Origin of the sequence: Vibrio navarrensis, from assembly GCF_000764325.1 — a bacterium.
GTDB lineage: Bacteria > Pseudomonadota > Gammaproteobacteria > Enterobacterales > Vibrionaceae > Vibrio > Vibrio navarrensis.
Window position 1 is genome coordinate 3,175,734 of record NZ_JMCG01000001.1, and the last position, 12,013, is coordinate 3,187,746.

The following is a 12,013-nucleotide window of genomic DNA, read 5'->3' on the forward strand; positions in this document are numbered from 1 at the left end:
TCAAGATAGTTGCCATCATTTGCTTGCTTATTAAGCAGCTTCTCTTTCTGGATTTAGGTGGACTTCACCAACTGGTTCACAGTTCCTGATATCACCAGGCCAGCGCTCAGGTTTTCGCTGTTTTGCTGCGAGCAATACCTCAGCTCGGCGCTTCAAGATCTCTTCATCTTTTCCATTATGACGCTCTGAAGGCGTGACATAATTTAGCTTACTGTGTTTGTGCTCGGTGTTGTACCAGCGCACGAAGGCTTCAACCCAACGTCGACTGCTGTCGAGACTTTCAAAGCCCTTTGTCGGCCAGTTTGGCATGTACTTTACCGTGCGGAACAACGATTCTACATACGGATTATCATCACTGACTCTTGGACGGCTATACGATGAGGTAATGCCTAACTCATCCATCTTCGCTTTGAACGTCAGCGACTTCATAGGCGCACCGTTATCTGAGTGAAGAACCAGCGGTTGACTGAAGCACTGCTCTCGCATCAACGTCCGCTGCAGGAGTTGTGAGGCTAACTCGCCGCACTCACGTTCATACACCTCATAACCCACGATTTTTCGGCTGTAGATGTCCTCAATGACGTACAGATAATAGTGCTGGCCTCGAACCTTTGAAGGCAAGTAAGTGATATCCCATGTGTAGACTTGATTCGAGCCTGTCGCCGTATAACTCGTTGGCTTCGCTTGTGTTTGTCTACTCCTCTGACGGCCTCGATGATGAAGTTGCCCTTGTGCACTCAGTACCCGATAATAGCTCGACTCTGAGGCGATATACTCACCTTTATCAAGCAGTGTCGGTACGATTTGAGTTGGAGGTAAGCTCGCGAACTCTGGGCGGTTACACACCTCGATAATGGCATCACGCTCTTGCTGAGAGAGCTTGTTAGCTGGCTCAGGTCTGGCACAGGTCGGTCTTTTATCCGCTTGAACCTCTCCTTGCCGATACCATCGACGATACGTTCTCAGGTCAATTTGAACCTCATAACAAGCTCGCTCTAAGCGGCAACCACTTTGCTTGGCATCGTGGATAAGAGCAATCAGGTGCTGCCTTTCATCGGTTGAGGTTAGTCGTCCTCTGGCTCTTCCCCGTAAAAGGCTATGAGCTTTTTTCGTAGAACCAACAGGGCAGCCGTTTCAGCGAGCGCCTTTTCTTTGTGGCGTAACTCCTTCCTAAGCTCTTTGATTTCAAGCTTATCCGCTTTGGCCTGCTTCTTTGCTTGTGCTTCCCGCTCTTTACTCGACATGAAGCCTTGCATACATTCGCTGCGCCAGCGTTGGACTTGCTCTGGAAACAGACCTTTTTCACGACAATATTGGCTGAGTTCATTCTCGGTCATCGAGTAAGTCTCGGCGACGATGGCGAGTTTAGTTTGAGCAGACCACTGCTCTGATGAAGTGTTGCTGTTTGGCACTGCGGCTCCTGAACGTCTGAGTTGCTGTCGCCAATGATACAGGGTTGCAGTGCTAATGCCTTCCTCTTTTGAAAGTTCGCTCACTGACATTGAGTATGGAGGCAGCAGCTTCTTCAATATGGCTTCTTTTCTTTCTGTTGGAATACGAGACACAATTCACTCTTACCGCCCTAGACTGGTTAAATTTTAACAGTGACAACTATCCTGCCAGAGGGGGAAAAGACCAGGGCGTCCGCATGAGTGGTTAGAATTTAGTCATTGACTTAAATCCAGCGACTAAGACTTGCTCCAAGAAGCCGGGGTTCATCATGCAACGTTTCTGCTTCATTGGCACACTAATTTTGCTTGGCTCAGCTCTTAGCATGTTAAGCGCCATGTGTCTTAAACCTGCCAAATTTTCAGCCGCGTTTTGTCGGTAAATCTGACAAGCATCTTCTCGCATGCTCACATCTAAAATCCAGTGCATTGACTCTATGCCCCAGTGGGCTCGAATGGCATTTCCTGCCTGCTCCGCGGTCAGGTCTGCTGAACTTATGTAGTAGCGGTACTCCAGCTTTGGCGCTTTACCTTTGGCTACTCGGTAATTTTCAACCATGACAATACTGGCGAGTCCGCTCCACGTTGAGAAGTCACCCTCTAACTCACTAGCCTTGAGTACATGGCAAGTACGTGCTTCAACGCGGCCTTTTTGTTTCTCGATTTGATAAGTGGTTTTGTCAATCGGGGCACGGCGGTGTGGGGCGAAGGCTGTCTGTATGGCTGCCGACAACTTGCCTTGATTCCCCTTTACTGCCAACAAGTAATCACCGCCCTTGCTAGTGATCGCCTTGGCAATCTTGGTCTGGCAGGCCATCGCATCAATCGTCACGATAGCTCCGCGCAAGTCGAGCATCTTAATAAGCTCTGGAATCGCGGTAATTTCATTGCTCTTATTGTTGGTTTTGAGTTGGCCCAATACCAGTTGGTTGGCACTTGCATAGGCGCTCACCATATGGATGGTGCTTTTCCTGTCGTCTCTATCGTAGGAGCCGCGCAAAGTCTTGCCATCAATGGCAATCACCTCACCAAACGTCATGGTATGTACCGCATTCATCCAACCCAGGAAGCAGTCGCGAAACTCGGCAGGATCAATATTTGCAATCAAACGAGCAAAGGTATCGTCGACAGGCACACCGTTTTCAAACAGTCCCTGTTTAAGAAACCACTCATGGTGGCCAAGAACATATTCACGAATGTCAGTCCAGCCTTGACCTCCGGCTATCACGGCACAGATAGACCCAAACAAAATATCAAACAGAGGATAATCAACTTTTGCACTTTGTCGTTTGTCACGGATGATACTGAAATGCGCTTTGATGGTATTAATATTCATGGTCGCTCCCCAAAAGAAGAGCATAAGATCACAGACCGTGCTTCAGGTCAAATTTAACCTTGCGTTGTACAAGAAATGTTCATGATCTTGCCCTGGGGAAAAGACCAACTCCCATTTTTATATATTCACTTCTTACTTGGCTTTCGACTTGAGCTTCTGTGTAGGATTGGCCTACGAAAAATATAACCACTGGTATTATAATTGTTGCTATAAGCTTACTAATAGTCTCCGTAACATCTATCCAATCCCTTTTCTTTTTATCTTCTGACATCTCAACTCCTTCAATAATTCTAACGCCGCGTTAAGTGGTGAACAACGCAACCACCCAACCTAACCCATTGTGCCGTAAACACTAAAGCCGATTCAAACTAAAAATGCCAAGCGTTGTGAATCCGTCTTAAACGCTTTGTTATACGAATTTTTCCACCAAATCCCGTGTCATAAAGTGACTATGTGGATCCAAATTGTAATCAGCAAAAGGAGCGCAGTAAGTGAACCCAAACTTTTCATACAGGTTTATTGCTGGTTGAGAAGTGGACCCCGCTGGTTGGACACATAAGCTCATTTGTTAAGTGGTTGACCCAGCTCATGCTGCGTATCTTTGCCTACCGAAGTAGGCCTCATCAGGAGTGAGGTTATTCAGTCCTTGATGGTTACGCTCTTCATTATAAAACACCATGTAGTTGCCGATTTCAAGCTCGGCTTCACGGGGCGTGGTATAAGCCTTTAAGTAAACCTCCTCATATTTCAGGCTTCGCCATAATCGCTCAATGAAAACATTGTCAACCCAGCGGCCTTTCCCGTCCATGCTTATACGTATGTCATGTTCAATTAACTTCTGTGTGAACTCTGTGCTGGTAAACTGGCTGCCTTGATCTGAGTTAAAGATATCAGGTGGCCCATAATGCTTCAGCGCTTCCTCAAGCGCTTCGATACAAAAACTCGTGTCCATGGTGTTGGATAGTCGCCAAGCCAGCACTTTGCGGCTATACCAGTCGATAATCGCAACGAGGTACAGGAACCCCTTCGCCATCGGGATGTACGTGATATCAATCGCCCAAGCTTGGTTTGGGTAAGTGACTTCGATATCACGCAACAGGTAGGGATACACCTTGTGTGCTTTGTTAGCCAGCGTCGTTTTGGGCTTGGGATAAATCGCCCCAATCCCCATATCGCGCATGAGTCGAACAACACGCTTACGATTAACGCTATGGCCCTTTTTAGCCAGCTCAGTTCGAATGCGCCGACTGCCCATAAACGGATACTGCAGATGAATTTCGTCAATCATACGTCGTAACGTGATCTCCTCAGCAGAGAGTCCGATGGGCTGATAGTAAGCGGTAGAGCGAGCAATATTGAGCAGCTCACATTGGCGCTTTATCGGCAATGGGGTGGATTTAACCAGCGAACTCTTTCGCTGGGCTCGGTCTAACGACCGAGCACTTTGGCCAAAAAATCATTTTCCATGGTCAATTGACCGATCTTGGCGTGAAGTTTGTCCACATCTTCGGAACTCTCTTTTCCTGAGTGATTTTCGGTGGCAAAAATCATGGCTGCGTTTTCAAGCAGCTCCTTTTTCCATGTTGAGATCTGGTTAGCGTGCAGGTTATATTTCTGAGCTAGCTCAGCGACGGTTTTATCGCCTTTAGCGGCATCGAGAGCCACCTTAGCTTTAAACTCAGGAGAGTGGTTTCTACGTTTTCTAGTCATAATCTGTCCCTGTATTGTTGGGTACTATCAAAACAGATCGACCACTTAAAGTCATGTCCGAAAATTGGGGGCCACTTCTTTGGAAAAATTCATGAGTACCTGTCTCTAAACTAACTTTTTGATACCCTCTGTCTATTGCGACGTTTAGAGCATGAGCAAGCAGTTGAGTTGCTACACCGGATTTACGAGATGGGCTTGAAGTTCTCATTGACTTGAGTTCAATATGCTGAGGAGTTAATTGTTTGAAAGCCAAACAACCTTGCAGTTCATTACCAATCCAACCACTGAAAAATGTAATGTCTGGTGATTTCAGCGCATGAACATCGAGAGCGTGAGCACTTTCAGGGGGTGAAGTTGCGTACATATCAGCTAAATGTTCTTCAAGTAATTTGAACACCTCACCACCCGATAAGTCATCTATTTTTATTTCCATATTCTGAATTTTCCCTAATTCGTATAACGCCCTGTTAAGGTGTGAAGCACGCAATGACCAAGCTTCCGCATGGCACTTCAACACCGAAATCAACGCATACCAAAAATGCCACGCGTGCTGAATCACTCTTGAACAGTTTGTTATATTTTTATTTGCCACAAAGTGATGTTTGTATCCTTTTCAACACCCCTGACTACCAACCCCTGACTTTCTAGCTTAAGCAGGGTATCAGCCACTACCCTAAAACTAATTGATAATATATGACCAATACCAGTCGCAGTGTAAGCATTGTTAGGGTGCTCTTTTAGGTAATCCAAAATAAGTTGTTCAAAACTGTCTTCCGCAGCAGTTTTAAAGCTATTTTTCAAACTATGCCTTAACGATTCGATTGTAGACGAGTTTAGTTCTGGAGCGTCCCGCTTAATGGATTCAACTACCTCTTCGGTTTTAGCACTTAACACTTTCTCAATACCATTGGCAACGATGAAGTTTTTTTCATCAGAATAGTCACTGGGAGCATATAGAACCTGAGGCTTTTTAACTAAAATACCAAAAAATGTCACTACTATGAGTAACGGGAAAAACATCACGAAATAAACAAAATTTTGTTGAATCTCTAATGGCAGTAGAACCAAAGCACCAGTTGCAAACGCTTCTGCTACACCAGCAAAAATCGCCACAATTGTTAAAGGATTACTAACTTTCAATTCATACTCCAAACTTGATGAAAAATATAACGCCGCGTTAAGTGGTGAACAACGCAACCACCCAACCTAACCCATTGTGCCGTAAACACTAAAGCCGATTCAAACTAAAAATGCCAAGCGTTGTGAATCCGTCTTAAACGCTTTGTTATGTGCATATCGGCGACGTTTACGCTAACTTTCTCTCAGTTTTGCTATCGAAAGACCTGCAATGCCTACCAACGCCCACTTGGCCGATGAAATAAACCAATAGAAAAAGTTTTCATTGGAACTCAAAGTAGAAGCAACTAAAAAAATGCATGCTGAAAAGAGCAGTATAAACACCCACCACAAGCCTTTCGGCTTTAACACCTTTTTTAAAAACACTTCAATGGCAAAGCCCACTGAAAGTGCTATCAGAAGAGAAACACCGAAGTTAAGCCATACACTTTCAAATAAGTTGTCCATTTCACTTCCTGTATGATCGTGATTAATTCATAAAAACAGAGACTTATAGATTCACATATCGTTTAATCAAGCTTGGCTCATGCACATAACGCCCAATTAAGTAGTGAGCAACGCATTACAAAAGCCACCGCATTGCGCCTTAAACACCAAACTCACTGCAAACCAAAACTGCCACGCGTTGCGAATCTGCTTAAATTGTTTGTTAAGTGTTTATTTCACCGAAGGCTCTACTATTGTAGAGTTTGCCATGATTTCTATTTATTAATTTACTAATTGGCAAGTTATCAAACAAAGCATAATTTTCTACTAAAGGTTTGAATTTTTCTCTCCCATGAACACTTAAGCAATTGTAAAACAAAATCAATAGTTCCTGATCAGACAGCTGTGCTCTAACAATTCTCATGTAAGTGGCTGTGTCATAGTTCTTCTCGTCTATAAATCGAATTATGTTATACAGATATCTAAAATAATGCCCTAACTCACTTTGGTGTGTGTTCCAAAACATTTTCCAGGCATCATTTATTCTTACTTCCTCCTGTTCAAAATCTTTGACTGTACCAAACAAAGTAACCCCTTTTGATTCCGCACATTTCTCAAAGCGTGTGTAGAAGACCTCAAAACAGTCCCGCCCTACAGTTACTCTTCGCGTTTTTGTTTCGAAAAGATCAATAGAATTGATTATTTGTTGCTGAAGCCCAAGCATATTAAAAACGGTTTGTTCAAATGACTGCTTTTCAGTTGTTTTATTTTGACTCACCAAAGCATCTGCAGATCGTCTAGCCTCAACCCTCGCTTGCCTCAATTCTTTATTTTGAAGAACTATCGTCAACAGTAACCCCATAAAAGTAAGAAAAGTTAACAATGGGTTTAATACACCGCCAAAAAAATCTCCCCATTCTCCAAAACTATTTTTACCAATAGAAAGCAAATTTACTAAGAAAACAGTCAAAACTGAATAAGACGCGGCTTGAAATAGGCGAAACAAACTTCTAGAAGTAGAATCACCACTATAGCCAATTAGTTTAAGAAATCGTTTATAAGCGAGTACGTGAAACTTGCGGCTCATCCTGTAAGCCTTAGATATCATCTGTAGAAAAAACTCTTTCACCTGTACTCCTTTTTAAACACTTAACGCCCGCTTAAGCGGTGAGCAACGCAATACTATGTTACCGCACACCACCTAAATCACTAAATTTACCGCAAACCACAAATGCCACGCGTTGCGAATCCGTCTTAAAGCGTTTGTTAGCCGCTCATTCCCAAAGGTTATTGTCTACTTAACAAGAACTTACGCAAATCTCTCTCGGCGCGCATAACAAACAGTATAAATACCTTATCACCGTCTTGTTTATAGAAAACACGACATGGATTTGCTACAACTTCACGATAACTCAAATGCTCTAATTCTGGCGGAATACGACCTGACTCTGGGAAAACTTCTAGACGTTCGACTTTCGAGAAGATCGCTTGAACCAGTTGCTTTGCAGCCACGACATTTTCAAGCGCGATGTACTCAGCGATATCATTTAGGTCAGATAGCGCTGGTTCAGTCCAAATTACTTCAGCCATTTTGACATTTTGTCCTTGGCTTCATTGTGACCAACAACCTTTCCGTCAGCTACTGCGCGTTCACCTCGTGCAATACCTTCGAGAATGGCCAAACGATTTTGCATAAACTCGTAATCATCAACATCAACTAGATACGCAGATGGCTTACCATGCTCCGTAATTAACACTGGTTCTTTGGTGTCGTGGAGATCGGCTAGGATCTTGGTTGCTTGCCGTTTGAGTGATGTAACTAGTTCTACTTTCATGAGAGCTGCTCCTATGGATTACTAAAGTGATACTATTCTATCACTTTGAGCATAGCAAGCTCCATGACGGCTAACGCCCGGTTAAGGGGCAACCAACGCTACTACCAACTTTCCGCATAACACTGTAATCACAAAAACCAACGCATAATAAAAATGCCACGCGTTGCGAATCCGTCTTAAAGCGTTTGTTAGCCGCTCATTCCCAAAGGTTATTGTCTACTTAACAAGAACTTACGCAAATCTCTCTCGGCGCGCATAACAAACAGTATAAATACCTTATCACCGTCTTGTTTATAGAAAACACGACATGGATTTGCTACAACTTCACGATAACTCAAATGCTCTAATTCTGGCGGAATACGACCTGACTCTGGGAAAACTTCTAGACGTTCGACTTTCGAGAAGATCGCTTGAACCAGTTGCTTTGCAGCCACGACATTTTCAAGCGCGATGTACTCAGCGATATCATTTAGGTCAGATAGCGCTGGTTCAGTCCAAATTACTTCAGCCATTTTGACATTTTGTCCTTGGCTTCATTGTGACCAACAACCTTTCCGTCAGCTACTGCGCGTTCACCTCGTGCAATACCTTCGAGAATGGCCAAACGATTTTGCATAAACTCGTAATCATCAACATCAACTAGATACGCAGATGGCTTACCATGCTCCGTAATTAACACTGGTTCTTTGGTGTCGTGGAGATCGGCTAGGATCTTGGTTGCTTGCCGTTTGAGTGATGTAACTAGTTCTACTTTCATGAGAGCTGCTCCTATGGATTACTAAAGTGATACTATTCTATCACTTTGAGCATAGCAAGCTCCATGACGGCTAACGCCCGGTTAAGGGGCAACCAACGCTACTACCAACTTTCCGCATAACACTGTAATCACAAAAACCAACGCATAATAAAAATGCCACGCGTTGGTTGTCCCTCTTGAACCGTTTGTTATAACCGTTTTTCCATTCGCACCAGATCCCATAACTTACCATTAAAAGATCTTGTACCAATTTCTGTCGAAACCACTTCAAAACCGAATGACTCATAACATTTTCTAGCAACCGTGTTCCCCCCTCTGGCAGGATAGTTGTCACTGTTAAAATTTAACCAGTCTAGGGCGGTAAGAGTGAATTGTGTCTCGTATTCCAACAGAAAGAAAAGAAGCCATATTGAAGAAGCTGCTGCCTCCATACTCAATGTCAGTGAGCGAACTTTCAAAAGAGGAAGGCATTAGCACTGCAACCCTGTATCATTGGCGACAGCAACTCAGACGTTCAGGAGCCGCAGTGCCAAACAGCAACACTTCATCAGAGCAGTGGTCTGCTCAAACTAAACTCGCCATCGTCGCCGAGACTTACTCGATGACCGAGAATGAACTCAGCCAATATTGTCGTGAAAAAGGTCTGTTTCCAGAGCAAGTCCAACGCTGGCGCAGCGAATGTATGCAAGGCTTCATGTCGAGTAAAGAGCGGGAAGCACAAGCAAAGAAGCAGGCCAAAGCGGATAAGCTTGAAATCAAAGAGCTTAGGAAGGAGTTACGCCACAAAGAAAAGGCGCTCGCTGAAACGGCTGCCCTGTTGGTTCTACGAAAAAAGCTCATAGCCTTTTACGGGGAAGAGCCAGAGGACGACTAACCTCAACCGATGAAAGGCAGCACCTGATTGCTCTTATCCACGATGCCAAGCAAAGTGGTTGCCGCTTAGAGCGAGCTTGTTATGAGGTTCAAATTGACCTGAGAACGTATCGTCGATGGTATCGGCAAGGAGAGGTTCAAGCGGATAAAAGACCGACCTGTGCCAGACCTGAGCCAGCTAACAAGCTCTCTCAGCAAGAGCGTGATGCCATTATCGAGGTGTGTAACCGCCCAGAGTTCGCGAGCTTACCTCCAACTCAAATCGTACCGACACTGCTTGATAAAGGTGAGTATATCGCCTCAGAGTCGAGCTATTATCGGGTACTGAGTGCACAAGGGCAACTTCATCATCGAGGCCGTCAGAGGAGTAGACAAACACAAGCGAAGCCAACGAGTTATACGGCGACAGGCTCGAATCAAGTCTACACATGGGATATCACTTACTTGCCTTCAAAGGTTCGAGGCCAGCACTATTATCTGTACGTCATTGAGGACATCTACAGCCGAAAAATCGTGGGTTATGAGGTGTATGAACGTGAGTGCGGCGAGTTAGCCTCACAACTCCTGCAGCGGACGTTGATGCGAGAGCAGTGCTTCAGTCAACCGCTGGTTCTTCACTCAGATAACGGTGCGCCTATGAAGTCGCTGACGTTCAAAGCGAAGATGGATGAGTTAGGCATTACCTCATCGTATAGCCGTCCAAGAGTCAGTGATGATAATCCGTATGTAGAATCGTTGTTCCGCACGGTAAAGTACATGCCAAACTGGCCGACAAAGGGCTTTGAAAGTCTCGACAGCAGTCGACGTTGGGTTGAAGCCTTCGTGCGCTGGTACAACACCGAGCACAAACACAGTAAGCTAAATTATGTCACGCCTTCAGAGCGTCATAATGGAAAAGATGAAGAGATCTTGAAGCGCCGAGCTGAGGTATTGCTCGCAGCAAAACAGCGAAAACCTGAGCGCTGGCCTGGTGATATCAGGAACTGTGAACCAGTTGGTGAAGTCCACCTAAATCCAGAAAGAGAAGCTGCTTAATAAGCAAGCAAATGATGGCAACTATCTTGAAAAACACCGGTTCTGTTCAAAAACGCCTAAGCTAAGCTTGGTTGCAGAAAAATCTAATCGGGCTTTATCGATTAATAACATCAACATCGATTTTGATAGTCCTTGCCCACGATAAGCATTTGAAATAAACACACGGCAAATCCGATATTGCTCATCGGTGACTTTGTACAACTCAACAAACCCAGCATGTCTACCGTTCACTTTTAGCAGATAGGGAAATACTTCTGCTTTGCTACAGTGGGAATGAATCTGTTCATAAGTCAACGGAAAAACATACGCTGGACCACCCCACAAATAGTTCAACTCATCTGAGTCAATCCATTTTATAAGCAGATCAAAATCCGATTCTTGAAACTCTTCTAAGTTCATGATTTCCCATTAGGTTATAACGCCCTGCTAAGGGGTGAGCAATGTACTGCAAAAGCTACCGCACACCGACTTAATCACAAAACTCACCGCATGCTGAAAATGCCACGCATTGCGAATCCCTCTTAAGCAGTTTGTTAGCTTAAATTTCAGCACCTTAGATTTACTAAGCCCGAGATTAACCTGATTTGAAAAGCCGGAAAACTACTTGAGTTTTAAAACCCGCATTGACTCAAACTTTGTGGCCTTTCATGCGATTTGAAAACTCGAAACGAAAGCAAAACTTCCAAAGCGACTTTACACCAAACTGACCGACCTCGCTCATTCCCAAAATTCAATTGAGGCAACAGCTCAAAACTTGCGTTGACAAACAATGCTAACTTGCCGAGAAACCAGAACGAATGGACAAAGGAAGAAAGAAAAACCACAAACAACTAATTTTTAATGTTTTAAGCTAACGCCCTGCTAAGGGGTGAGCAATGCACTACGAAAGCTACCGCACACCGCCTTAATCACGAAACTCACCGCATGCTGAAAATGCCACGTATTGCGAATCCCTCTTAAGCAGTTTGTTAGCTTAAATTTCAGCACCTTAGATTTACCAAGCCTGAGATTTACTCGATTTAGGAAACCGGCAAACCACTTAGGTTTTAAAACCCAAATTGGCTCAAACTATGTGGAATTTCATGCAATTTGAAAACCCGAAAATTTTAATAAATCATTTTCGGAAAACTCAGTGCGAACACAAAACTTCCAAAGCGACTTTACGCCAAACTGGCTAACCTCGCGCAACCCCAAAACTCAATTGAGGCAAGCGCTCAAAACTCGCATTGGCAAACAATGCTGATTTGCCGAAAAACCTGAACGAATGGTCAAGGGCAGAAAGAAAAGACCACAACCAGTTGATTTTATTTGTTTTAAGCTAACGCCCGCTTAAGTGGTGAGCAACGCAATACGATATTTCCGCAAACCACCTAAATCACTAAACTTAATGCATGGTAAAAATGCCACGCGTTGCGAATCCGTCTTAAAGCGTTTGTTATGCTTAAGCTTCAATAAC

The 12,013-nt window shown here is 44.2% G+C and carries 12 protein-coding genes and 3 pseudogenes; 1 reads left to right on the forward strand and 14 read right to left on the reverse strand.

The genetic code is table 11. The features are described 5' to 3' along the window. Positions 1–30: 30 nt before the first annotated feature. The 13 genes and pseudogenes from EA26_RS14090 to EA26_RS20725 form a co-directional block, all read right to left on the reverse strand. A protein-coding gene (locus tag EA26_RS14090; RefSeq protein WP_404975831.1) for an IS3 family transposase occupies positions 31–1,565 on the reverse strand; the annotation gives its coding sequence in 2 pieces (ribosomal slippage) (positions 31–1,112 and positions 1,112–1,565; 1,536 coding nt in all). A 91-nt stretch (positions 1,566–1,656) separates the two neighbouring features. Further along, the gene (locus EA26_RS14100; RefSeq protein WP_039428566.1) at positions 1,657–2,784 is read right to left on the reverse strand and encodes an ISAs1 family transposase; all 1,128 of its coding nucleotides are present in this window, start codon (positions 2,782–2,784) and stop codon (positions 1,657–1,659) included. 79 nt (positions 2,785–2,863) lie between these two features. Further along, entirely contained in the window at positions 2,864–3,055 is a 192-nt protein-coding gene (locus tag EA26_RS14105) for a hypothetical protein (protein ID WP_039428576.1), read from the reverse strand. Between the two features lie 315 nt (positions 3,056–3,370). Continuing rightward, positions 3,371–4,494 (reverse strand): IS3-like element ISVpa4 family transposase gene (locus EA26_RS14110; RefSeq protein ID WP_100269006.1). Its coding sequence is split into 2 segments (ribosomal slippage): positions 3,371–4,242 and positions 4,242–4,494, totalling 1,125 coding nucleotides; the frame shifts between segments, so codons are not numbered across the junction. Between the two features lie 79 nt (positions 4,495–4,573). Continuing rightward, positions 4,574–4,927, reverse strand: a pseudogene (locus EA26_RS14120) (GNAT family N-acetyltransferase); the annotation flags it as partial. Positions 4,928–5,067: 140 nt separating this feature from the next. Then, the gene (locus tag EA26_RS20105; protein ID WP_043037929.1) at positions 5,068–5,634 is read right to left on the reverse strand and encodes a hypothetical protein; all 567 of its coding nucleotides are present in this window, start codon (positions 5,632–5,634) and stop codon (positions 5,068–5,070) included. A 171-nt stretch (positions 5,635–5,805) separates the two neighbouring features. Then, positions 5,806–6,078 (reverse strand): hypothetical protein, encoded by a 273-nt coding sequence (locus EA26_RS14130; RefSeq protein WP_014258248.1) that lies wholly within the window; start codon positions 6,076–6,078, stop codon positions 5,806–5,808. Between the two features lie 202 nt (positions 6,079–6,280). Beyond that, a complete protein-coding gene (locus EA26_RS14135; RefSeq protein WP_152593696.1) occupies positions 6,281–7,186 on the reverse strand; it encodes a putative phage abortive infection protein in 906 nt (301 codons plus the stop codon). Between the two features lie 158 nt (positions 7,187–7,344). Further along, complete coding sequence (locus tag EA26_RS14140) at positions 7,345–7,647, reverse strand: type II toxin-antitoxin system RelE/ParE family toxin (protein WP_000852547.1); 303 nt, start codon at positions 7,645–7,647, stop codon at positions 7,345–7,347. Beyond that, the gene (locus EA26_RS14145) at positions 7,635–7,892 is read right to left on the reverse strand and encodes a type II toxin-antitoxin system Phd/YefM family antitoxin (RefSeq protein ID WP_039428595.1); all 258 of its coding nucleotides are present in this window, start codon (positions 7,890–7,892) and stop codon (positions 7,635–7,637) included. Before EA26_RS14145 ends, EA26_RS14140 begins: the two co-directional genes overlap by 13 nt. A 209-nt stretch (positions 7,893–8,101) precedes the next feature. Beyond that, complete coding sequence (locus EA26_RS14150) at positions 8,102–8,404, reverse strand: type II toxin-antitoxin system RelE/ParE family toxin (protein ID WP_000852547.1); 303 nt, start codon at positions 8,402–8,404, stop codon at positions 8,102–8,104. Further along, the gene (locus EA26_RS14155) at positions 8,392–8,649 is read right to left on the reverse strand and encodes a type II toxin-antitoxin system Phd/YefM family antitoxin (protein WP_039428595.1); all 258 of its coding nucleotides are present in this window, start codon (positions 8,647–8,649) and stop codon (positions 8,392–8,394) included. Before EA26_RS14155 ends, EA26_RS14150 begins: the two co-directional genes overlap by 13 nt. A gap of 188 nt (positions 8,650–8,837) precedes the next feature. Beyond that, positions 8,838–8,957, reverse strand: a pseudogene (locus EA26_RS20725) (GNAT family N-acetyltransferase); the annotation flags it as partial. Positions 8,958–9,022: 65 nt separating this feature from the next. Between EA26_RS20725 and EA26_RS14165 the strand changes: the two are divergent. Beyond that, positions 9,023–10,557 (forward strand): IS3 family transposase gene (locus EA26_RS14165; RefSeq protein ID WP_404975831.1). Its coding sequence is split into 2 segments (ribosomal slippage): positions 9,023–9,476 and positions 9,476–10,557, totalling 1,536 coding nucleotides; the frame shifts between segments, so codons are not numbered across the junction. Between the two features lie 39 nt (positions 10,558–10,596). Here the strand turns inward: EA26_RS14165 and EA26_RS14170 are convergent. After that, positions 10,597–10,956: pseudogene (locus EA26_RS14170) on the reverse strand (GNAT family N-acetyltransferase); the annotation flags it as partial. Positions 10,957–12,013 lie beyond the last annotated feature (1,057 nt).